Source organism: Streptomyces sp. H27-D2, assembly GCF_035828615.1.
Classification (GTDB): domain Bacteria; phylum Actinomycetota; class Actinomycetes; order Streptomycetales; family Streptomycetaceae; genus Streptomyces.
The window spans coordinates 1-23776 of the sequence record NZ_JAYMZR010000084.1 but is presented as its reverse complement, the minus strand read 5'-3'; the positions used below and the strand labels follow the sequence as shown (position 1 = coordinate 23776).

The window sequence follows — 23776 nt, the reverse complement described above, 5'->3', positions numbered from 1 at the left end:
CGCCGAGGCCGGCCGGCCTCCGCCGAGACCGGTCGGCCCACCGCGGCCGGCCGTCCGGGGGCTGACCCCCCGGACAGCGCCCGACCCATTTCCCCGATATACGAACAGCGGACTTTGGTCAACGGACAGTTTCCGGCCAACTTATTGACGCGCTCCTGACACACACCCCCTGCCGGTGGCACTCTTCCCTCGGCTGAAGCGCCGCACCCCCACAGCCCCACCGCTGCGCCGTGCCGACCAGTGCCACCGCTCAGTGCCACAGCTCAGCCCCACCGTAAAACTCCCCCCACACACACCACTTGTTCTGCCGTGATCTGCCCGGCCGGCCACCCAGCCGACCGGTCTTCCTTGGCCGCCACCCAGCGGCCACCGCAGAAGGAGCCAGCGTGAGACCCACCCCCCAGCGGCGTGCCGTAGCCACCGGCGCACTCGTCGCCGTGACCGCGATGCTCGCCGTAGGCGTACAAGCAGGCACCGCCACCGCCCAGCCGGACGGTGCGGCCAGCAGCGCCAAGGCGTACGCCAAGCCCGACCCGGGAGCCCTCCCGGCCAAGTTGTCGCCCGCCCAGCGCGCGGAGTTGATCCGCGAGGCCAACGCGACGAAGGCCGGCACCGCCAAGAGCCTGAGTCTGGGCGCCAAGGAGAAGCTCGTCGTCCGCGACGTCGTCAAGAACGTCGACGGCTCCACCCACACCCGCTACGAGCGGACCTACGGGGGACTGCCCGTCCTCGGCGGCGACCTCGTGGTGCACGAGTCGAAGAGCGGCGCCGCCGAAGGCGTCACCAAGGGGACCAAGGCCACCATCAAGGTCTCGGACACCTCCGCCGACAAGCCCGCCGCGAGCGCCGAGAAGACGGCGCTCAAGGCCGCCAAGGCCGACGGGTCGAAGAAGGCGGACGCCGCCAAGGCCCCGCGCAAGGTGATCTGGGCGGCCCAGGGCAAGCCCGTGCTGGCCTGGGAGACCGTCGTCGGGGGCCTCCAGAAGGACGGCACCCCCAACGAGCTGCATGTCATCACCGACGCCACGACCGGCAAGACGCTGCACGAGTACCAGGGCATCGAGAACGGCACCGGCAACAGCCAGTACAGCGGCCAGGTCACCCTCGGCACCGCCCCCTCGTACACGCTGACCGACACCGGCCGCGGCAACCACAAGACGTACAACCTCAACCACGGCAGCTCCGGCACCGGCACGCTGTTCACCGACCCCGACGACGTCTGGGGCAACAGCCTGCCGAGCAACATCCAGACCGCGGGCGTTGACGCGCACTACGGCGCGGCCCTCACCTGGGACTACTACAAGAACGTGCACGGCCGCAGCGGCATCCGCGGTGACGGCGTCGGCGCGTACTCCCGCGTCCACTACGGCAACAACTACGTGAACGCGTTCTGGGACGACAGCTGCTTCTGCATGACGTACGGCGACGGCTCCGGCAACTCCAAGCCGCTCACCTCGATCGACGTGGCCGCGCATGAGATGACGCACGGCGTCACCGCGGCCACCGCCAAGCTCGTCTACAGCGGTGAGTCCGGCGGCCTCAACGAGGGCACCTCGGACATCTTCGCGGCGGCCGTCGAGTTCAACGCGAACAACGCGCAGGACGTCGGCGACTACCTGGTCGGCGAGAAGATCGACATCAACGGCAACGGCACCCCGCTGCGCTACATGGACAAGCCGAGCAAGGACGGCGCGTCCAAGGACTACTGGTACTCCGGCATCGGCGGGGTCGACGTCCACTACTCCTCGGGTGTCGCCAACCACTTCTTCTACCTGCTCTCCGAGGGCAGCGGCCAGAAGGTCATCAACGGCGTCAGCTACGACAGCCCGACCTCCGACGGCCTCCCCGTCACCGGCATCGGCCGGGCCAACGCCGAGAAGGTGTGGTTCAAGGCGCTCACCGAGCGCATGAGCGCCAACACCAACTACGCGGGAGCGCGCACCGCGACCCTGCAGGCCGCCGCCGACCTGTTCGGCTCGGGCAGCGCCTCGTACAACGCGGTGGCCAACGCCTGGGCCGGCGTGAACGTGGGCGCCCGGGTCTCCGACGGCGTCACCGTCACCGCCCCCGGCGACCAGACGAGCATCGTCAACCAGCCCGCCAGCCTGCAGATCAAGGCCAGCAGCAGCAACGCGGGCGCGCTCAACTACGCGGCCGCGGGGCTGCCCGCCGGTCTGTCGATCAACGCCTCCAACGGCCTGATCTCCGGCACCCCGACCGCCACCGGCACCAGCAATGTGACGGTCACGGTCACCGACTCGGCCAATAAGACCGGCACCGCGGCCTTCAAGTGGACCGTCAACACCACCGGCGGCGGCAACGTCTTCGAGAACACCAACGACGTCGCCATACCGGACGTCGGCGCGGCGGTCACCTCCTCGGTCGTGGTCAGCGGCCGTACGGGCAACGCGCCCAGCACCCTGAAGGTCGGCGTGGACATCATCCACACCTACCGCGGTGACCTGGTCGTCGACCTGATCGCCCCGGACGGCACCGCGTACCGGCTGAAGAACTCCAGCGCGAGCGACTCGGCCGACAACGTGCAGACGACCTACACCGTGAACGCCTCCTCGGAGGTCGCCAACGGCACCTGGAAGCTGCGGGTCCAGGACGTCTACGCGCAGGACACCGGCTACATCAACAGCGTGAAGCTCACCTTCTGATCCTTCTGATCACGAGCTGAGCCAAACCGCGCGATCCGGGCGTTGTGCCCGGGGAGTCCAACTCCCCGGCACAGCGCCCGGGTTCGTTATTCGGACCCGGATCGTTTCCCAACGGACAAAATTTGGTCAACTTGCGGCTAGACCCGTGACATGTCCGCGCTTGAAGTGTCACTCTTCCCACGCACACCGCACAACGCACCCGCACCTCCTGCTTCTCTTCAACCCCCCACGTTCAGCAGAAGGAGTTCGCGTGACCCCCCTCATATCACGGACCACCCGCGTCGCCGGCAGCTTCGTCGTCGCGGCAGGCCTGCTCGCCGCAGGTATCGGCACCGGCTCCGCGGGAGCCGCGCAGTCCGCCGACACCGGCGCGATGGCCGCCAAGCTCTCCGGCTCGCAGCGCGCCGAATTGCTGCGCGACGCCAACGCGACCAAGGCCGACACGGCCGGGACGCTGGGCCTCGGCGCCAAGGAGAAGCTCGTCGTCCGCGACGTCATCAAGGACAACGACGGGACCACGCACACTCGTTACGAGCGCACCTACGCCGGTCTGCCGGTCCTCGGCGGCGACCTCGTCGTGCACGAGGCCAAGAACGGCGACTCGAAGGGCGCCACCAAGGCGACCAAGGCGAAGATCGCGGTCGCCGGCACCAAGGCGAGCGTCGCGCCCACCGCGGCCAAACAGTCGGCGCTCAAGACCGCCAAGCGGTCCGAGGGCAAGAAGGCCGACGCCCCGGCGGCTCCCCGCAAGGTCATCTGGGCCGCGGAAGGCAAGCCGACCCTCGCCTGGGAGACCGTCGTCGGCGGCTTCCAGAAGGACGGCACGCCCAGCAAGCTGCACGTCATCACGGACGCCAAGACCGGCAAGAAGCTGTACGAGCACCAGGCCATCGAGACCGGCACCGGCCAGAGCCAGTACAGCGGCAAGGTCGACCTCGGCACCACCAAGTCCGGCTCCGAGTTCTCCCTGAAGGACTACGAGCGCGGCAACCACGCCACCAGCAACCTGGAGAACAAGGAGTCGGGCGAGGGCAAGCTCTTCACCGACGCCGACGACGCCTGGGGCACCGGCAAGCCGGCCGACGCGCAGACAGCGGGCGTCGACGCGGCCTACGGCGCGGCGCTCACCTGGGACTACTACAAGACCGTGCACGGCCGCAGCGGCATCAAGGGCGACGGCAAGGGCGCTTCCTCGCGCGTCCACTACGGCGACGCCTACGTCAACGCCTTCTGGGACGACAGCTGCTTCTGCATGACGTACGGCGACGGCACCGCCAACGCCGCGCCGCTCACCTCCATCGACGTCGCGGCCCACGAGATGACGCACGGCGTCACCTCCGCCACGGCCGGACTGGAGTACAGCGGTGAGTCCGGCGGCCTCAACGAGGCCACCTCGGACATCTTCGCCGCCGGTGTCGAGTTCAACGCGGACAACGCGGAGGACGTCGGCGACTACATGGTCGGCGAGAAGATCGACATCAACGGCGACGGCACCCCGCTGCGCTACATGGACAAGCCGAGCAAGGACGGCCAGTCGAAGGACGACTGGTTCGAGGGTCTCGGCGACCTCGACGTCCACTACTCCTCGGGTCCGGCCAACCATGTCTTCTACCTGATGTCCGAAGGCAGCGGGGCCAAGGAGATCAACGGCGTCAAGTACGACAGCCCGACCGCCGACGGCGCCAAGGTCGAGGGCATCGGCCGGGCCAAGGCCGAGAAGGTCTGGTTCAAGGCGCTGACCACCTACATGACGACGACGACCGACTTCCACGCCGCCCGTGAGGCGACACTGAAGGCGGCCACCGACCTGTACGGAGCGGACAGCGCCGAGTACAAGGGCGTCGACGCCGCCTGGGCCGGCATCGCCGTCAAGAAGTAGCCGGCAGCCGTTCTCGGCAGCTCTGCAAAAGTTCGGCAGCTCTACAAAAGTTCCACAGTTCCCATCGGCAGTTCCAGAGCGAAACCGCACCACCCCGCTTGACCGGGCGGTGTCCGAGGCTCCCGCTTATCCCTCGGACACCGCCCACCGCTGTGCGCGCCCAGCGGCGCACTCGGCCGGCCGCCCGGCCGCCGCGAAGGGTCTCAGCGCAGCAGCACCCCGGCCGCCTCCCCCGTCGCCTCCGACGGCACGGCGATCAGGCCCAGCTCGGCGGTGTTCGCGAGCAACCGGTGCGCGGGCAGGATACGGACCGTGTAGCCGAAGGAGCCGGTACGGTCCAGCGCGAGCGGCCCCTCGTAGAGCCAGCGGCCCTCCAGATCGGGACCGCCGGCCGCCTTGAGCGGCAGCGCCACCGCGCCGGTGATCCGGTCCCCCTCGTCGACCCGCCCGGCCACCACCTGCACCTCGACGTCCTCCGGCGCGAGCCCGTCGAGCGCGACCCGCACCCGCAGCCCCAGCGTGGAGCCCAGCTCCGCGCTGCCGTCGACGGGAGCGGTCGTGGTCGCCTCGACATGGTCGACGGCGACCCCCGGCCAGCGGGCGCGCACCTTCTTCTTCCAGGCCGCCAGCTCCCCGGCCACCTCCGGCGTCAGCGTGCGCTGCGCCCGTGCGGCCGGGGCGTACAGCCGCTCCACGTACTCCCGCACCATCCGGCCCGCGAGCACCTTGGGCCCGAGGGTGACCAGGGTCTGCCGGACCATCTCGATCCAGCGCTGCGGCTGGCCCGCGCCGCCGTCGATCCCGCCGGAGCGGTCGTAGAAGCGCGGCGCGACCCGGTCCTCCAGCAGTTCGTAGAGGGCGTTCGCCTCCAGCTCGTCGCGCCGCTCCTCGCTGGTCGCGGTGCCGTCCGCAGTCGGGATGGCCCAGCCGAAGTCCGGCTCGAACCACTCGTCCCACCAGCCGTCGAGCACCGAGAGGTTGAGACAGCCGTTCAGCGCGGCCTTCATCCCAGAGGTGCCGCACGCCTCCAGCGGGCGCAGCGGGTTGTTGAGCCAGATGTCGCAGCCCGGATAGAGCTTCTGGGCCATCGCCATGCCGTAGTCGGGCAGGAAGACGATGCGCCGGCGCACCCGCGGGTCGTCGGAGAAGCGCACCAGTTCCTGGATGAGCCGCTTGCCGCCGTCGTCGGCGGGGTGCGCCTTGCCCGCGACGACGATCTGGATCGGCCGCTCGGGGTGCAGCAGCAGTTTCATCAGCCGGTCCCGGTCGCGCAGCATCAGGGTGAGCCGCTTGTACGAGGGGACGCGGCGGGCGAAGCCGATGGTGAGCACGTCCGGGTCGAGTACGCCGTCGATCCAGCCGAGTTCGGCGTCGCCCGCGCCGCGGTGCCGCCAGGAGGCGCGCAGCCGGGTCCGTACTTCCTCTACGAGTTGCTCGCGCAGGGTGCGGCGCAGTTCCCAGATGGCGGTGTCGGGGATGTCGGCGACGGCCGACCAGCGCTGCGAGCCGCCGACGGACAGCGCGTCCTCGGTACGGCCCGCGCCGATCTGGCGGGCGCCGAGCCGGAACACCTCGGGGGCCACCCAGGTGGGGGCGTGGACGCCGTTGGTGATGGAGGTGATCGGCACCTCCTCGGGGTCGAAGCCGGGCCACAGCCCGGCGAACATCTGGCGGCTGACCTGACCGTGCAGGGTGGAGACGCCGTTGGCGCGCTGGGCGAGCCGCAGTCCCATCACGGCCATGTTGAAGAGGTTGGGCTCGCCGCCCGGGTAGGTCTCCATGCCCAGCGCGAGGACCTGCTCGACGTCGACGCCGGGCAGTTCGCCGTCGTCGCCGAAGTGCCGGGCGACCAGCTCGCGGTCGAAGCGGTCGATGCCGGCGGGCACCGGTGTGTGGGTGGTGAACACGGTCCCGGCGCGTACGGATTCCAGGGCGGCGGCGAAGCCGAGCGGGGCGCGCGGCCCGGCCGGCGTCCCGGCGCGCTGTTCCGGTCCGGGTTCCGGATGCGGTGCCACTCTCGGTTCAGGTTGCTGTGCCGGTTCAGATTGCGGTGCCGGTTCAGGTTGCTGTGCCGGTGCGGTTGCCGTGCCCAGTTCGCGGATGCGCTCCAGCCCCTGGAAGCCGGCGTGTCCCTCGTTGGTGTGAAACACCTCGGGCACGGGGTGCCCGGTGAGCCGGCAGTAGGCGCGGACCGCGCGGACGCCGCCGATGCCGAGCAGCATCTCCTGGAGCAATCGGTGTTCGCTGCCGCCGCCGTAGAGCCGGTCGGTGACGTCGCGCTCGCCCGGGTCGTTCTCCTCGACGTCCGAGTCGAGCAGCAGCAGCGGGACCCGGCCGACCTGGGCCTGCCAGATGGAGGCCCGCAGCGTACGGCCGCCGGGCAGCGCGAGGCCGACCTGGGCGGCGGTGCCGTCCAGCTCGCGCAGCATGCGGAGCGGCAGCTCGTTGGGGTCGAGCAGCGGGTACTGCTCCTGCTGCCACCCCTCGCGGGAGAGCGACTGCCGGAAGTAGCCGTGCCGGTAGAGCAGGCCGACCCCGATGAGCGGTACGCCCAGGTCGCTGGCGGCCTTGAGGTGGTCCCCGGCGAGGATGCCGAGGCCGCCGGAGTACTGCGGCAGGGCGGCGGTGATGCCGAACTCGGGTGAGAAATAGGCGATGGCGGCGGGCGGTTCCGGTTCGGCGGACTGGTACCAGCGCTGCCCTTCCAGATAGTCGTGCAGATCGTCGGCGACGGCGGCGAGCCGCCGCAGGAATCGGCGGTCCTCGGCCAGCGCCGCTAGCCGCTCGGCGGACACGGCTCCCAGCAGTCGCACGGGGTCGCAGCCGGCCGCCTGCCAGCCGGCGGGGTCGACGGCCTGGAAGAGTTCGCGGGTCTCGGGATGCCAGGACCAGCGCAGGTTGCGCGCGAGGTCGCTGAGCGGTCGTAGGGGCTCGGGAAGGACGGGGCGCACGGTGAAACGACGGATGGCCTTCACGACTCCCACCTTCCCAGCACGGACCCCAAACTTCAGCGGCGTACACGGACCGGTCGGGCACGCCCCCGAAATCGACCCGATATGGCTGATTCCACCCCCTCGTACGGCCCAACCCCGCCGTTTCCCCGCCACTCCGGCCCCACCGGGGGCCGGCGGGATCACAGCTGCGAATCAACTCAGCTCACATCAGGCCGAGTTGATGCGACATTCAAGCTCTCGCACAGCGACGAGACCCCACTCGGCGAGGGTGTCGGCGCTGATGACGGAGCGGACGCCAGTACGAGCACTTCCCGCCACATTCCGAACGCGCCCCGGTCGGCACGGGTGTGGGGACGCGCCCGCGTGGAACACGAGAGGCGGACAGACGGACCGGCTCCGACCCCTCGACGGGCGGCGCACGGGTCGCACAGGCTGTGCAGAGCGAGTCACGCAGGACCACGGATCGGCAGCCCGTCCGGTTGCCGCAGGTGAACAGCGCGCGGCACGAATCGTCCGGCAGCCCGCACGGCACTCGGCACCGCCGGCGGGCGAACGGATCCGGCGGCTGTGCGCCGTTACGCACCAGTAGTTCCGGACCGAACGGGTTGCCCGCCCGGGCGACCTGGGAAGGCTCCAGCGGGCGCCCCGGAGTAGCGCGGCCTGTGAACTCCATTGCCCCAGTTATCCGCCCACCCGAGTGAACGCGGACAGGAGCGGCCATGCCCACAGCGCGTCAACCGTCAACGGAGCCGATACAAAGAGTAAAAGCCCGCAAAGTGGCGCAACCCGCAACGCCTTCAGGTGATCTCATGATCGGTCGCATCCCCGTCCTGGACCTCCGTCCTCTCATCGACTGCGGTCGCCGTCCCGCGAAGGCGGTGGTCGGCGAGACCTTCGAGGTCTCCGCGACCGTCTTCCGCGAGGGACACGACGAGGTGGCCGCGAACGTGGCCCTGCGAGATCCCGCCGGCCGGGCGGGGCCCTGGACGCCGATGCGCGAACTGGCGCCCGGCACGGACCGCTGGGGCGCCGACGTCACGCCGGACGCCGAGGGCCGCTGGACGTACGTGGTCGAGGCCTGGAGCGATCCGATCGGCACCTGGCGGCACCACGCGAAGATCAAGATCCCGGCGGGGATCGACACCGAACTGGTCCTCGAAGAGGGGGCCCAGCTGCACGAACGGGCAGCGGCCGACGTCCCCAAGAGCGACGGCCGGGAGGCCGTGCTGCGGGCCGTGGACGCGCTGCGCGAGCCCGAGGAGGTCCGTCCGGCGGCGGCCAGGCTGGCCGCCGCGCTGGAACCCGAGGTCACCGGCGCGCTGGAGCGGCACCCGCTGCGCGAACTGCTGACCGCCTCCCGGCCGCTGCCGCTGCTCGTGGAGCGCCGCCGCGCGCTCTACGGCTCCTGGTACGAACTCTTCCCGCGCTCCGAGGGCGCGGTCGTCGAGGAGGGCGCGCCGCCGGTCAGCGGCACCCTGCGGACCGCCGCCGAACGGCTGCCCGCCGTGGCCGCGATGGGCTTCGACGTCGTCTACCTGCCGCCCATCCACCCGATCGGCGCCTCGTACCGCAAGGGGCCGAACAACGCCCTGGCCGCCGCGCCGCACGACGTCGGCAGCCCCTGGGCGATCGGCTCCCCGGAGGGCGGACACGACGCGATCCACCCGGACCTGGGCACCTTCGAGGACTTCGACCACTTCGTCGCCAGGGCGCGCGAGCTGCGGCTGGAAGTCGCCCTCGACTTCGCGTTGCAGTGCTCTCCGGACCACCCCTGGGTGGGCAAGCACCCCGAGTGGTTCCACCACCGCGCCGACGGCTCCATCGCGTACGCCGAGAACCCGCCCAAGAAGTACCAGGACATCTACCCGCTGGCCTTCGACGCCGACTTCCCGGGCCTGGTGCGCGAGACGCTGCGGCTGCTGCGGTTCTGGATGGAGCGCGGGGTGCGCGTCTTCCGGGTGGACAACCCGCACACCAAGCCGGTGGTCTTCTGGGAGAAGGTACTCGGCGACATCAACCGCAGCGACCCGGACGTGATCTTCCTGGCGGAGGCGTTCACCAGGCCCGCGATGATGCGCACCCTCGGCGAGATCGGCTTCCAGCAGTCGTACACCTACTTCACCTGGCGCACCGGCAAGCAGGAGCTGACGGAGTATCTGGCGGAGCTGTCCGGCCCGGCCGCCGGCTCCATGCGGCCGAACTTCTTCGTGAACACCCCCGACATCCTGCACGCCTACCTCCAGGAGGGCGGCCGTCCCGCCTTCGAGGTACGGGCCGTGCTGGCGGCCACACTGTCGCCGAGCTGGGGCGTCTACGCCGGGTTCGAGCTGTGCGAGGGCACACCGGCGCGCGTCGGGAGCGAGGAGTACCTCGACTCGGAGAAGTACCAGCTGCGCCCGCGGGACTGGGCCGCGGCCGAGCGGGCCGCGCCGGACGGCACGCGCCGCGGCATCGCTCCCCTGATCACCCTGCTGAACCGTTTGCGCAGGCGGCACCCCGCGTTGCAGCAACTGCGCGACCTGCACTTCCACGATACGAACAACGAGGCGGTCATCGCCTACTCCAAACGGTCGGGCCAGGACTGCGTCCTGACGGTCGTCAACCTCGACCCGCACCACACCCAGGAGGCCACCGTCTCGTTGGACATGCCGGAACTCGGCCTCGACTGGCCCGACTCCTTTCCGGTGCGCGACGAGCTCACCGGTGAGACCTACTTCTGGGGCAAGGACAACTATGTGCGCCTTGAGCCCGGCCCCCGGGCCGTGCCCGCGCACATTCTCACCTTGCGACCGTCCTCACCGATCGGGGGGTCACCCACACCATGATCTTCAATGAGCCCGTCCACGACACCTTCGAGGACACTCCCGCCAAGGACCGGGACCCCGACTGGTTCAAACGAGCCGTCTTCTACGAGGTCCTGGTGCGGTCCTTCCAGGACAGCAACGGCGACGGCATCGGTGACCTGAAGGGCATCACGGCCAAGCTCGACTATCTCCAGTGGCTGGGCGTCGACTGCCTGTGGCTGCCCCCCTTCTTCAAATCGCCGCTGCGCGACGGCGGCTACGACGTGTCCGACTACACCGCCGTGCTCCCCGAGTTCGGCGACCTCGCCGACTTCGTGGAGTTCGTCGACGCGGCGCACCAGCGCGGCATGCGGGTGATCATCGACTTCGTCATGAACCACACCAGCGACCAGCACGAGTGGTTCCAGGAGTCCCGCACCGACCCCGAGGGGCCGTACGGCGACTACTACGTCTGGGCGGACGACGACAAGCAGTACCAGGACGCCCGGATCATCTTCGTCGACACCGAGGCGTCCAACTGGACCTTCGACCCGGTCCGCAAGCAGTACTACTGGCACCGCTTCTTCTCCCATCAGCCGGACCTCAACTACGAGAACCCGGCCGTGCAGGAGGAGATCATCTCCGCGCTGCGGTTCTGGCTGGACCTCGGCATCGACGGTTTCCGGCTGGACGCCGTGCCGTACCTCTACGCCGAGGAGGGCACCAACTGCGAGAACCTCCCGCGCTCGCACGCCTTCCTCAAGCGGGTGCGCTCCGAGATCGACACGCATTACCCGGACACCGTGCTGCTCGCCGAGGCCAACCAGTGGCCGGAGGACGTCGTCGACTACTTCGGCGACTACGCCAAGGGCGGCGACGAGTGCCACATGGCGTTCCACTTCCCGGTGATGCCGCGCATCTTCATGGCGGTGCGCCGCGAGTCGCGCTATCCGGTCTCCGAGATCCTGGCCAAGACCCCGCAGATCCCGACCAGCTGCCAGTGGGGCATCTTCCTGCGCAACCACGACGAGCTGACCCTCGAAATGGTCACGGACGAAGAGCGCGACTACATGTACGCGGAGTACGCCAAGGACCCGCGGATGCGCGCCAACATCGGCATCCGGCGGCGGCTCGCGCCGCTGCTCGACAACGACCGCAACCAGATCGAGCTGTTCACCGCTCTGCTGCTGTCGCTGCCCGGCTCGCCGATCCTCTACTACGGCGACGAGATCGGCATGGGCGACAACATCTGGCTGGGGGACCGGGACGCGGTGCGCACGCCCATGCAGTGGACGCCGGACCGCAACGCGGGCTTCTCGTCCTGTGACCCGGGACGGCTCTCGCTACCGACGATCATGGACCCGGTCTACGGCTACCAGGTCACCAACGTGGAGGCGGCGATGAGCAGCCCCTCCTCGCTGCTGCACTGGACCCGCCGGATGATCGAGATCCGCAAGCAGAACCGCGCCTTCGGGCTCGGCTCGTACACCGAGCTGCCGTCCAGCAACCCGGCCGTGCTCGCCTTCCTGCGGGAGTACAAGGACGACCTGGTGCTGTGCGTCAACAACTTCTCGCGGTTCGCCCAGCCCACCGAGCTGGACCTGCAGTCGTTCAGCGGACGTCATCCCGTCGAGCTGATCGGCGGGGTCCGCTTCCCGGCCATCGGTGAACTGCCCTATCTGCTCACGCTGGGCGGGCACGGCTTCTACTGGTTTCGGCTACGGCGCGAAACGCCCCTTCCCGCCTGACGCCCCGTACGGCGGCGGGCGCGGCGGCGGGCGCGGCGGCGGGCACCGCACCAGGCGCCGCACCGGCTGACGTGGAGCCGGGCTGCCGAGGCCGCGAGCCTCTGGGCCTGTCCCTGTCTCGTGGCCCTGTCCCGCCCCTGTCCCGCCCCTGTCCCGCCCCTGTCCCGCCGGCCCACGCGGCCGATTGACGGCGGCCCGCCCGGATCTCTCCCGGCGGGCCGTCGCGGCGGACCGGCCGTATCGTGATCCAATCTGGTGATCCACCCCGATTCACAAGGATTACCCGCGTGACGCCGGTTAAGTCGGCTCGGTCGTTGGGCAGGCTCCCCCTTGCCGCGCCGGGGGCTGAGCACAGCCGAGAATCCCAAGCCCGCGGCCGGCATCGCGCAGCCACCGTCGACCGACCCGTTCGGCCGACCGATGGAGCAGCCGGCTCAGTCATCCGGACGATCCTCGTCCGACACGTCCCACACCGCCGGACAGTCAATGCCGCAATCCGGGACACTCTGTGCAACCTGTCGTGTGCCCGGGGAAAGGACGCGACGCCATGTCGGAGGGCTCCTCCACTCGCGCCACCGCCGCAGCATCGATCGCGGCGGCGCCCACAGGTCCCATCCGCAGTACCGGCCTCACACCGCCCGGCCTGCTCGCCTCGCTCGTTCCGCTGTTGCGCGAATGGGTGCCACGGCAGCGCTGGTTCGCCGGCAAAGGCCGTCCCATCCATGGCTTCACGCTGGTCTCCGCCACCGAGCTGCTGCCCGTCGCGGCGGGCGGCGCCACGCCGGGACTGCTCCATCTGCTCGTACGGGCGCAACAGCCGGGGCCGCCGACCAACGACTGCTACCAACTGCTGCTGGGCATCCGCTCCACGCTGCCGCCGGTGCTCGCGCCCGCGCTGATCGGCCGCCCGACCGGCGGCCCGCTGCACGGCCGGACGGTCTACGACGCGCTCCAGGACCCCCGGCTCACCGCGCTGCTGCTGGAACGGCTGCGGATGCCGGGCCGGCTCGGCGCGCTGCGCTTCACCCGGGAGCCGGGCACCGCCATAGCGTCCAGCCTGCCCTCCCGCCCGATCACCGCCGAACAGTCCAACACCTCGGTGGTGTACGGCGACGCCTACATTCTCAAGGTCTTCCGGCGGACCGCCCCCGGCGTCAACCCCGACCTCGAACTGCCGCTCGCGCTGGCCCGTACGAAGTGCGACCGGGTGCCCGCACCCGCCGCGTGGTTCGAAGCGGAGGGCGTCGGCGAGCCGCCAGCGGCCGGTCCGGCGGATGTGTCGGGTGCGGCGGAGGCTGCGGGGGCGGCGGGGTTGACTGTGTCGGCGGCCTCTACGGGATCGGCTGCTACGGCGACTTCAGCGCCCTCGGCCGGTGGTCCCGCGGTCGAGCCGACCACTCTCGGCGTGTTGCAGCCCTTCCTGCCCGACGCGGTGGACGGCTGGCAGCTCGCGCTGCACTCGCTGTCGCTGCGGGCCGACTTCAGCACGGCCGCGCGCGCACTGGGCCGGGCCACCGCCGAGGTCCACCTCTCCCTCGCCGAAGCGCTGCCGACCGCCGTGCTGCGCCGGCCGCAGATCGAACACCTCGCGACCGGAATGGCCGAACGGCTCGCGGCGGCCGCCGCCGCGGTGCCCGCGCTGCGCCCGTACTGCGCGGGGCTGCGCACCGCCTTCGACGAACTCGGCGCGCTCGGGCGCGACGGCCGCACCTGGCCCGCGCAGCGCATCCACGGCGATCTGCACCTCGGCCAGACGCTGCGCACCGCCGCCGACGGCCGCTGGGCCCTGATCGACTTCGAGGGCGAACCGGCACGCCCGCTCGCCGAACGCCGCCGCGCGCAACCCGCGCTGCGCGACGTCGCCGCCATGCTGCGCTCCTTCGACTACGCGGCCCGCAGCCTCCCCTCGCCGGAGGCGTCGCCCGGCCACCAGGCGGCCTGGGCGCAGGACTGGTCCCGGATCAACCGGGACGCCTTCTGCGCGGGTTACGCCGAGGCCGGCGGCGCCGACCCGCTCGGGGAGCCGGAGCTGCTGCGGGCCTTCGAGACCGACAAGGCGGTCTACGAGGTGCTGTACGAGGCGCGGCACCGCCCCGACTGGCTGCCCGTCCCGATGGCCGCGATCCGCCGGTTGGCGGGGGCCGACGGCTCGGGCGCGGACGCCGGTACGGGCTCCGGAGCGGCCGGAGCGCCCCCAGCAATGGACGCGGGTTCGCACGCGGTACCAGACGGCGCGGCGCGCGGCGTCACGAGCGTCGCGAGCACAGCCCCGGACACCACCCCGCGCAGCGTCTCGCCCGCGCGCGCGGACACGACCCGGCGCGACGTCCCGCAAGCGGCCCCGGACACCGCCCCGCGCGGCGTCCCGCCCACGCGCCCGGATACCGCCACCCCCGCGCGCCCGCGCACGGTCCCTCCCGCGCGCCCCGATTCCGCCACCCCCGCGCCCCCGCGCACCGTCCCGCCCGCGCGCCCCGGCTTCACCGCGGACTCCGGTCCGGACGCATGAGGTCGCGCCACGAGGGCTACCCGAAGTCCGCGGGCCCGCTCGCACCCCGGCTGTGCGGGCGGGACCGCTGTCCACCGTGTACCCGCTCCGTCAGGAGGCTCCAGCTGTGACCGCCCAACCGCCCTCCCACCGCCGCCCGTCCGCCGGCGCTCCCCCTCAAGTGCCCGCGACATTCCTGCCGGGCCCTGCCGCCGAACCGAACACTGCCGCTGAACCGAACCCCGCCCCCGAACCGAAGGCAGCCCCGCGCACCATGCAGCCGGACGCACCCGTCGCCGCCCGCCCCGCAGAGCCCGCCGAAGCGGATGGCGCCTCTTCCGACGCCTCGCCGGATTCCGACGCCTCGCCGGACGCCCCCGCCGAGACCTCGCCTACGCGGTCCGCCGGCAGCGGCCCGCTCGGCGACCCCGCGCCGCCGTCCGTACCGTCGCCGTCCGCAACCCCGCCCGTGCCGCGGGCCGCACCGCGCTCGCAGCCGGGCGGGTCGCCGCAGCGCACCCGCCCCAACAGCGTGGGCAAGCGCGGTGCGCGCTCGGGGACTTCCGCGCCGCCGGCGGCCGGGAGGTCCGCCGCGCACCGCCCGGCGACGGGCCGCCCGACCGACTCCGGCCCGGCGGAGGAGCCCGCGGCGCCGACCGCCGACGTGGGCGGCGGCCACGGCGTACGGCCCGCCGCGGCCCTGCACCCGGACGAGCGGGGCAGGCTGCTCGGCGGCACGCACCACGACCCGCACTCGGTGCTGGGCGCGCATCCCGTACCCGGCGGGGTCGCCTTCCGCGCGCTGCGCCCGTACGCCCGCTCCGTCACCGTCGTCGCCAAGGGGCTGCGCGCCACGCTGCGCGCCGAGGGCGACGGGCTGTTCGCCGGGCTGCTGCCGCTCGGCGAGATCCCGGAGTACCAGTTGCTGGTCGGCTACGAGGACGCCGAGCTGGAGGTCCACGACCCGTACCGCTTCCTGCCCGCGCTCGGCGCGCTCGATCTGCATCTGATCGGCGAGGGGCGGCACGAGGAACTGTGGCAGGCGCTGGGCGCGGAGCCGATGATCCATCAGGCCGTCGCGGGCACCCGGTTCACCGTGTGGGCCCCGAACGCGCGCGGGGTGCGGGTCGTCGGTGACTTCAACTACTGGGACGGCGCGGTCTTCCCGATGCGCTCGCTGGGCGGCAGCGGCGTCTGGGAGCTGTTCCTGCCGGGGGTCGGCGAAGGCTCGCTCTACAAGTTCGAGATCACCCGCCCGGACGGCAGCCGTACGATGCGCGCCGACCCGATGGCGCGGCGCACCGAGTGCCCGCCCGCGACCGCCTCGATCGTGGACGTCTCGCACCACCGCTGGCAGGACGACCGCTGGATGGCGCACCGCGGCGACCGCCCGGTGCACGCCGCGCCGTTCTCCGTCTACGAACTGCATCTCGCGTCCTGGCGGCCGGGGCTGACGTACCGCCAACTGGCCGATCAGCTGCCCGCGTACGTCAAGGACCTCGGCTTCACGCACGTCGAGCTGATGCCGGTCGCCGAGCACCCCTTCGGCGGCTCGTGGGGCTATCAGGTCACCGGTTTCTACGCCCCGACCGCGCGCCTGGGCACCCCCGACGACTTCAGGTTCCTGGTCGACGCGCTGCACCGGGCCGGCATCGGCGTCATCGTCGACTGGGTTCCCGCGCACTTCCCGAAGGACGACTGGGCGCTGGCCGAGTTCGACGGCAGGACGCTGTACGAGCACGAGGACCCGGCCCGCGCCGCGCATCCGGACTGGGGCACCCTCGAATTCGACTACGGCCGCCCCGAGGTCCGTAACTTCCTGGTCGCGAACGCCGTCTACTGGTGCCGGGAGTTCCACCTCGACGGCCTGCGGGTCGACGCGGTCGCCTCGATGCTCTACCTCGACTACTCGCGCGAGGCGGGCGAGTGGTCGCCGAACGAGCACGGCGGCCGGGAGAACCTGGACGCGGTCTCCTTCCTCCAGGAGATGAACGCGACCGTCTACCGGCACTGCCCCGGCGTGGTCACCATCGCCGAGGAGTCGACCGCCTGGGACGGCGTCACGCGCGCCACGCACCACATCGGGCCGGGCGGCTTCGGCGGTCTCGGCTTCGGCCTGAAGTGGAACATGGGCTGGATGCACGACTCACTCGACTACGTGACGCACGAGCCGGTGCACCGCAAATACCACCACCACGAGATGACCTTCTCGATGGTCTACGCGTACAGCGAGAACTACGTGCTGCCGATCTCGCACGACGAGGTCGTGCACGGCAAGCGGTCGCTGGTGTCCAAGATGCCGGGCGACTGGTGGCAGCAGCGGGCCACCCACCGCGCGTATCTGGGCTTCATGTGGGCGCACCCGGGCAAGCAACTGCTCTTCATGGGGCAGGAGTTCGCGCAGGGCGCGGAGTGGTCGGAGGGCCACGGCCCGGACTGGTGGCTGCTCGACCCCTCGTACTCCGCCGAGCAGGACCACCGGGGCGTACGCGACTTGGTGCGCGACCTGAACCGCGTCTACACCGGCGCCCCGGCGCTCTGGGAACGGGACACCGACCCGTCCGGCTTCGCCTGGATCGACGGCGGCGCCGCGGAGGACAATGTGTTCGCCTTCCTGCGCTACGACGCGCAGGGGTCACCGCTGGTGAGCATCAGCAACTTCTCACCGGTGGTCCGGCACCAGTACCGGATCGGCGTGCCGGACTCGCCCGCGGTCTGGCGCGAGGTCCTCAACACCGACGCGGCCTCCTACGGCGGCAGCGGCATCGCCAACCCCGAGCCCCTCAAATCCGAGCCGGCCCCCTGGCACGGCCGCACGAGCAGCATCCTGCCGGTGCTGCCACCGCTGGCGACGGTCTGGCTGCGGCCGGGCTGAAAATCGCGCCCTCCCCAGCCTTCGGCCGGGGGTTCCCCAGGCGTTTGAGGCCGGCCCGTCCGGACCAAGTCCGGGGGCCGGCCTTGCCGGTCACGGCAACGGCTGCCCCTCGGTCAATACCCGACGGAGCCGCACCGTCTCGTCCAGCCACGCCTTGCCGTCCGCCGTCTCGTCCCACCACTCCTTGAGCTCGGAGTCCGCGCCCACGATGCGGTCGAGCGCCCGCGCGGCGAGCCGGACCAGCTCCGGCGGCGGCGCGGGGACCTGTTGCTCGGGCCCGTACGCCGGGGCGAGCGCCATCGCGCCGGGCCTGGCGGCGGCCACGACGGCCGCCGCCGCGAGTGCGACGTCGGCGTCGGTCGCCTCCAGGTATCCGCTTTCCTCGGCTGCGGCGCCCAGGGCGCCGCGGAGCGCGCCGTGCCGTGCCTGCTCGGCCAGTTCGTCCAACTCGTCGGCGAAGTCCGCGGCCAAGTCGTTGTCGAACGGGCCGATGCCCCACGTGCCCATGTGCTGCCCTTCGGTTCGCGCGGTCCCTTCGCGCAGTCCTGCGATATCGCCATAGTGGCAGCGAGCACTGACAGTCAGCCGGGGCTACCGCGGATCAGACAGCTTCGGCGGGCTGCTCACTGGCCGTCGTGGCCTGGTCCGGCACGGACCCGGCCACCGCTGCCTCATCCGTCGCGGCCTCATCCGTCGCCGTTCCGTCCGCCGCGGACCCGTCCGCCCGCTCGTCCGCCGTCGGCGCGTTCGCGCCGCCGCGCATCGGGAGCAGTACCGCGACCAGGACCGTGCCGACGCCGAGTACCACCGCGCCGATCACACTGGTGTGCGCGACCGCCTCGGAGAACGCTCCGCGCACGGCGTCGGCGAAGGCCAGGCCCTGCTGGGCGCCCGCCTGTTCGCCGACCTTGCGGGCCACGGCCAGGCCGGCGCCCACCGAATCCTGCGCGGTGCCGAGCGCGTCGGCCGGAAGCCGGACGCCCTTGGCCGCGGCCTTCGCCGCCGCGTCCCCGAGCTCCGAGGAGTAGGAGTTGGCGAGCACGGTGCCCAGCGCGGCGATGCCGAGCGAGCCGCCCAGCTCGATCGAGGTGCTGTTGACCGCGCCGCCGACGCCGAGCTGGTCCTCGGGGAAGGAGCCCATGATGGCGTTGGTGCAGGGCGACAGGCTCAGGCCGATGGCCAGCCCGAGGATCACCAGCGGCAGCACGACGTCGCTGTAGGTGGAGTCCACGTCGATCAGGGTGAGCAGCACGAGGGCGACGGTGCCGATGGTCATGCCCATCGCGACGGTGACCTTCATACCGAGCTTCGGCGTCAGCCAGGCCGTCAGCGCGCCGCCGACGAAGACCGCGCCGGCCAGCGGCAGCATCCGTACGCCGGTGTCGAGCGGCGAGTAGCCGAGCACGAACTGGAGGTGCTGGGTGAGGTAGTAGAACGCGCCGAAGACGGCGAGGAAGAACAGCGCGACGGCGAGGGTCGATCCGGCGAAGGCGCGCTGCGCGAAGCGCCGTACGTCCAGGACGGGGCGCGGGTGGCGCAGCTCCCAGAGCACGAAGCAGATCAGGCCGACGCCGGCGATGACGGCCGCGGTGATCGCGGCGGCGCCCCAGCCGAAGTGCGGGCCCTCGATGATCATGTAGATGAGCGCGCCGACCCAGATCACGGACAGCAGTCCGCCGACGTGGTCGAGCCGCTCGCTGTGGGCCGCCTTGGAGGGCGGTACGAGCAGCAGCGCGCCGACGATGCCCAGGGCGGCGATCGGCACATTGATGAGGAAGGTGGAGGACCAGCTGTGGTCCTCCAGCAGCGCGCCCGCGACCAGCGGACCGACGGCGATGGCGAGCCCGGCGGTGGCGGTCCAGATGGTGATGGCCTTGGCGCGCTCGGCGCGCGGGAAGGTCGCGACCAGCAGCGACAGCGTGGCGGGCATGATCATCGCCGCGCCGACGCCCATCACGGCCCGCGCCGCGATGACGCCGGTGGAGCTGTCGACCAGGGCTCCGGCGACCGAGGAGAGGCCGAAGACGACGAGGCCGAGCAGCAGCGCGCCGCGACGGCTGTACTTGTCGCCGATGGCGCCGAGCAGCAGCATCAGGGCCGCGTACGGGACGGTGTAGCCGTCGATGACCCATTGCAGGTCGGCGCTGCTCAGGTTGAGGTCCATGGTCATGGCGGGCGCGGCCACCGTCAGCGAGGTGTTCGCCATGACGATGATCAGCAGGCTGAGGCACAGCACACCCAGCGCCCACCAGCGCCTGCCGTAGGGCGGGCCCATCTCCTCGACCGGCTTGGACATGACGAGCTTCACGCTGCCACCTTCCGCAATCTGAACTTGATCTTGCACACCACTGTGCAATTACACAGCACTGTGCAAGTTACGCTATTGCACATCGGCGTGCAAAATGAGCAGATCAGGGAGCACATCACAGCCCCCCAAGGAGCCGGATGACCAGCCCGAACAGCACCCGCGCCGCGGCCAACCGCCGCCGCATCCTGGACATCGCGCTCGATGAGCTGCTCCGCGACCCGGACGCGAGCATGGACCAGATCGCCCGTGCCGCCGGGTTGGTGCGCCGCACCCTGTACGGCCACTTCGCCAACCGCGAGGCGCTCTTCGCCGCTCTGACGGACACCGCCGTCGAGGATGTGACCAGGGCCTTCGCCGTCGGCGCGGCGGACCCGGCGGCGCCGGCCGACATCGCGCTGGCCCGCAGCACCCTCGCCGTCTGGCAGTACGCCGACCGCTACCGGCTGCTGGTCTCGCTGGCCCAGCACAGCATCACGGACGCCGGCATCAGGGCCCGGCTGGAACCCGTACGGCGCAACGCCGCGACCGTCATCCAGCAGGGGCTGGACGACGGGCTGTTCCATTCCCCACTGCCGGCCCGCGCCCTCGCGCACCTGCACGAGCACACCCTCTTCGGCCTGATGCAGGCGGTCAACGACGGCGCACTGCCGACGGAGGGAGCCGGCGCGGCCGCCGTGACGGCCGTGCTCGCCTCGGTCGGCGTCCCGCCGGAGCGCGCGGCCGAGGTCGTGCGCCGGGTGCGCACGCCGGATGCGCCGGGCGCGCCGGACGAGTCCGGGTAGCGCGGGGCCCCTCCCGCGCCGGGCGCGTCCGGCCCAGCGCGATACCCCCGCCGCGCCGGGCGGCGGGGCCGTCCTGCGCGGACCGCTGGGGGGCGGTCCGCCGGAAGGGGCTCCGTGACCGGGGGAGAAACGGGGGGATGGTCACGGAGCCCCGGTCAGTGGGCTGCCGTCCCGCTCCGTACGGGGGTCCGCAGCCGTACGGGCGTCCGCAGCCGTACGGCGGTCCGCAGCCGGGACCGTACCGCTGCCCGCCCGCCCATCAGCCGCTCACCGAAGCGGACTTCGAGGACTCGGCCGACGGTCCGGACTCTCCCAGCTCCCCCGGCGTCTTGGAGATGTCCACGCTCCGCACCGGCACGGGCGCGTCCGAGATCCTGTCGGAGGCCGCATCGGGGACCGGGTCGGCGTGGGCGTCGTCGGTGAGCATCGACTCGTCGAACGGCAGCCGCCCGGCGAGCACCTCGGTCACCCGCTCCTTGTCGATCTCCTTGGTCCAGGTGCCGATCAGCACCGTGGCCACCGCGTTGCCCGCGAAGTTCGTCATCGCGCGGGCCTCGCTCATGAAGCGGTCGATGCCGACGATCAGGCCCACGCCGTCCACCAGCTCGGGCCGGTGCGACTGGAGGCCGCCCGCGAGGGTCGCCAGACCCGCGCCGGTGACGCCCGCCGCGCCCTTGGACGCGATCATCATGAAGATGAGCAGCGAGACCTGCTGGCTCAGGCTCAGCGGGTCGCCCATCGACTCCGCGATGAACAGCGACGCCATCGTCAGATAGATCATCGTGCCGTCGAGGTTGAAGGAGTAGCCGGTCGGCACCGTGATGCCGACGACGGGCTTGCTGACGCCCAGGTGCTCCATCTTCGCGATCAGCCGCGGCAGCGCCGACTCGGACGACGAGGTGGAGAGGATCAGCAGGAACTCCCGCGCCAGGTACTTCAGCAGCAGGAACAGGTTCACCCCGGTGACCAGCCGCAGCAGCGTGCCGAGCACCACCACCACGAACAGCAGACAGGTGGTGTAGAAGCCGATCATGATGACGCCGAGCGCCTTCAGGGCGTCCAGACCCGTCTCGCCCACCACGGCCGCCATCGCGCCGAACGCACCGACCGGCGCGGCCCACATGATCATGGCCAGCACCCGGAAGACCAGCCGCTGGATGTGCCCGATCCCGCGCAGCACCGGCTCGCCGGTGCGGCCCAGCGCCTGGAGCCCGAAGCCGACCAGCAGCGCGACCAGCAGCGTCTGGAGCACCTCGCCCTCGGTGAAGGCGGAGACCAGCGTAGTCGGGATCATGCCGAGCGCGAAGTCCGCGAGCGAGTCGCCGTCGCCTGCCGTCTGCGCCTGCCCCGCGCTGCGCGCGGCCTCGGTGAGCTGCAGCCCGCTGCCGGGTTCCAGGATGTTGCCGACCAGCAGGCCGATGGCCAGCGCCACCACCGACATCACCAGGAAATAGCCGAGCGCGAGCCCGCCCACCGCGCCGACCTTGGCCGCCTTGCGTACCGAACCGACGCCCAGCACGATCGTGCAGAAGATGATCGGCGAGATCATCATCTTGATGAGGTTCACGAAGCCGGTCCCGAGCGGCTTCAGCTCGACGGCCACCCCGGGAGCGACGAAGCCCATCAGAATGCCCGCGAGCACCGCCCCGATGACGGCGATGTAGAGATAGTGCGTCCGGTCGCGCTTGGGGGTTGCCTCGGGCGGGGATTTCGGCGGGGTCTGCGCAGCCACGGCTGCCTCCTACGGGGTCCTGGCACAGTACGTGCGGCTCACGTGCTGGACCGTGCGGGACGGTCCCGGCGACTATGCACCACACTGTGACGGCGGTCACCCTTGCGTGCATTACGTTCACGAACGCCCGCCGGGGCAGACTGTCGGACATGCGCAGACCCCGCGTGCCACACCCCCGCAGCCTGGCCGGCCAGCTCTTCGCGATGCAGGTCGTGCTGGTGGCGGCCGTGGTGGCCGGGTGCGCGATCTTCAGTTACGTCACCGCCCACGACCAGGCGCAGGACGCCGCCCGCAGCCGGGCGACCGCCGCCGCCCGTGCCATCGCCGACTCCCCCGGCGTCGCCGACGCGGTCCGCTCCGCCGACCCCAGCGCCGCGCTCCAGCCGTACGCCGAGCGGGTCCGCCGGGACACCGGGGTCACCTTCGTCACGATCATGGACCGGGACGGCATCCGCTGGGCGCACCGCGACCGGGAGCGGATCGGCGAGCGCTTCCTCGGGCACATCGGCCCGGCGCTGCGGGGCCGCACCTTCAGCGAGACGTACACCGGCACCCTCGGCCCCTCCGTGCGTGTGGTGACCCCGGTGCGGGCCGGCGCGCGGGGCGAGGGGCCGGTCATCGCGCTGGTCAGCGCGGGCATCACGGTCGACACCATCAGCGACGGGCTGCGCAGCCAGGTCTTCGGGCTGATCGGCGTCGCGCTCGCCGCCCTGGCCCTCGGCGGCCTCGGCACGTACGTCGTCAACGCCCGGCTGCGCCGTCACACGCACGGGATGAACGCCGCCGAGCTGAGCCGGATGCACGACTACCACGAGGCCGCGCTGCACGCCGTGCGCGAAGGGCTGCTGATGCTCGACGGCCAGCGCCGCATCGCGCTCGTCAACGACGGCGGCCGGGAACTGCTCGGGCTGCCCGCCGACTCGGTGGGCCGGTCGGTGACCGCGCTCGGGCTGCCCACCGCGCTGACCGGCGCGCTGCTGGCCACCGAGCCGCGGGTCGACGAGGTGCATCTGACCGCCGAGCGGATCGTGGTGGTCAACACCTCGCCGATCTCCAGCGGCGAACGGCGCGGCACCGTCGTCACCCTCCGGGACCACACCGAGCTCCAGGCCCTGTCGGGCGAACTGGACGACGTACGCGGCATCACGGAGGCGCTGCGCTCGCAGACGCACGAGGCCGCCAACCGGCTGCACGCCGTCGTCTCGCTGATCGAGCTGGGCCGGGCGGACGAGGCGGTGGAGTTCGCCACCGCCGAACTCGAACTGGCCCAGGCCCTCACCGACCAGGTCGTCGCGGCGGTCGCCGAACCCGTACTCGCGGCCCTGCTCCTCGGCAAGGCCGCCCAGGCGCACGAACGCGGCGTCGAGCTGGTCCTCGCACCGGACAGCCGGATCGACGACGTACTGCCGGACGCGCTGCCGGCCCGTGACCTGGTGACGGTGCTGGGCAACCTCATCGACAACGCGGTGGACGCCGCCGCGGAGGAGACGGACTGGAACGTGTCGGGTTTGGACGAACAGCCGGGCCAGGACGGCCTTCCCGGCCCGGCCGGACGGCCAGGTCC

General features: G+C 71.6%; 12 protein-coding genes. 8 read left to right on the top strand and 4 right to left on the bottom strand.

Annotated features, from left to right (window positions below; genetic code table 11):
• Positions 1–386 precede the first annotated feature (386 nt).
• Both QMK28_RS26365 and QMK28_RS26360 read left to right on the top strand, forming a co-directional pair.
• On the top strand, positions 387–2663 hold the full coding sequence (locus QMK28_RS26365) for a M4 family metallopeptidase (RefSeq protein WP_326442088.1): 2277 nt from the start codon (positions 387–389) through the stop codon (positions 2661–2663).
• 250 nt (positions 2664–2913) lie between these two features.
• Positions 2914–4542, top strand: coding sequence for a M4 family metallopeptidase (locus QMK28_RS26360; RefSeq protein WP_326442087.1), 1629 nt, complete (start codon positions 2914–2916; stop codon positions 4540–4542).
• Between the two features lie 203 nt (positions 4543–4745).
• On the opposite strand, the gene glgP is transcribed toward QMK28_RS26360, so the two are convergent.
• A complete protein-coding gene (gene glgP, locus QMK28_RS26355; protein WP_326442086.1) occupies positions 4746–7517 on the bottom strand; it encodes an alpha-glucan family phosphorylase in 2772 nt (923 codons plus the stop codon).
• A 788-nt stretch (positions 7518–8305) separates the two neighbouring features.
• Between glgP and QMK28_RS26350 the strand changes: the two genes are divergently transcribed.
• The 4 genes from QMK28_RS26350 (at position 8306) to glgB (ending at position 17390) form a co-directional block, all read left to right on the top strand.
• On the top strand, positions 8306–10321 hold the full coding sequence (locus QMK28_RS26350) for an alpha-1,4-glucan--maltose-1-phosphate maltosyltransferase (RefSeq protein WP_326442085.1): 2016 nt from the start codon (positions 8306–8308) through the stop codon (positions 10319–10321).
• Positions 10318–12027 carry a maltose alpha-D-glucosyltransferase gene (gene treS / locus QMK28_RS26345; RefSeq protein WP_326442084.1) on the top strand — a complete coding sequence of 570 codons (1710 nt, stop codon included), beginning with the start codon at positions 10318–10320 and terminating at the stop codon, positions 12025–12027. The genes QMK28_RS26350 and treS overlap by 4 nt, the downstream gene beginning before the upstream one ends.
• A 547-nt stretch (positions 12028–12574) precedes the next feature.
• The gene (locus QMK28_RS26340; RefSeq protein WP_326442083.1) at positions 12575–14536 is read left to right on the top strand and encodes a maltokinase N-terminal cap-like domain-containing protein; all 1962 of its coding nucleotides are present in this window, start codon (positions 12575–12577) and stop codon (positions 14534–14536) included.
• Positions 14537–14789: 253 nt separating this feature from the next.
• On the top strand, positions 14790–17390 hold the full coding sequence (gene glgB / locus QMK28_RS26335) for a 1,4-alpha-glucan branching enzyme (protein WP_443050828.1): 2601 nt from the start codon (positions 14790–14792) through the stop codon (positions 17388–17390).
• A gap of 90 nt (positions 17391–17480) precedes the next feature.
• Here glgB and QMK28_RS26330 read toward each other — a convergent pair whose 3' ends face one another.
• Positions 17481–17897: a DUF4259 domain-containing protein gene (locus QMK28_RS26330; RefSeq protein ID WP_326442082.1), complete on the bottom strand. Its 417-nt coding sequence runs from the start codon at positions 17895–17897 to the stop codon at positions 17481–17483.
• A 94-nt stretch (positions 17898–17991) separates the two neighbouring features.
• Positions 17992–19698, bottom strand: coding sequence for an MFS transporter (locus QMK28_RS26325; RefSeq protein WP_326442081.1), 1707 nt, complete (start codon positions 19696–19698; stop codon positions 17992–17994).
• Positions 19699–19835: 137 nt separating this feature from the next.
• Between QMK28_RS26325 and QMK28_RS26320 the strand changes: the two genes are divergently transcribed.
• Positions 19836–20480, top strand: coding sequence for a TetR/AcrR family transcriptional regulator (locus tag QMK28_RS26320; RefSeq protein ID WP_326442080.1), 645 nt, complete (start codon positions 19836–19838; stop codon positions 20478–20480).
• A 259-nt stretch (positions 20481–20739) separates the two neighbouring features.
• On the opposite strand, the gene QMK28_RS26315 is transcribed toward QMK28_RS26320, so the two are convergent.
• Positions 20740–22212 (bottom strand): cation:dicarboxylate symporter family transporter, encoded by a 1473-nt coding sequence (locus tag QMK28_RS26315; RefSeq protein WP_326442079.1) that lies wholly within the window; start codon positions 22210–22212, stop codon positions 20740–20742.
• A gap of 149 nt (positions 22213–22361) precedes the next feature.
• Between QMK28_RS26315 and QMK28_RS26310 the strand changes: the two genes are divergently transcribed.
• The coding region (locus tag QMK28_RS26310) for a sensor histidine kinase (protein ID WP_326442078.1) at positions 22362–23776 on the top strand (1415 nt) is incomplete at its 3' end.

Bases quoted from the DNA above. Each gene is read 5' to 3' on its own strand.
- glgB (WP_443050828.1), top strand. From the start codon at position 14,790: ATGCAGCCGGACGCACCCGTCGCCGCCCGCCCCGCAGAGCCCGCCGAA.
- QMK28_RS26340 (WP_326442083.1), top strand. From the start codon at position 12,575: ATGTCGGAGGGCTCCTCCACTCGCGCCACCGCCGCAGCATCGATCGCG.
- QMK28_RS26320 (WP_326442080.1), top strand. From the start codon at position 19,836: ATGACCAGCCCGAACAGCACCCGCGCCGCGGCCAACCGCCGCCGCATC.
- treS (WP_326442084.1), top strand. From the start codon at position 10,318: ATGATCTTCAATGAGCCCGTCCACGACACCTTCGAGGACACTCCCGCC.
- QMK28_RS26350 (WP_326442085.1), top strand. From the start codon at position 8,306: ATGATCGGTCGCATCCCCGTCCTGGACCTCCGTCCTCTCATCGACTGC.
- QMK28_RS26330 (WP_326442082.1), bottom strand. From the start codon at position 17,897: ATGGGCACGTGGGGCATCGGCCCGTTCGACAACGACTTGGCCGCGGAC.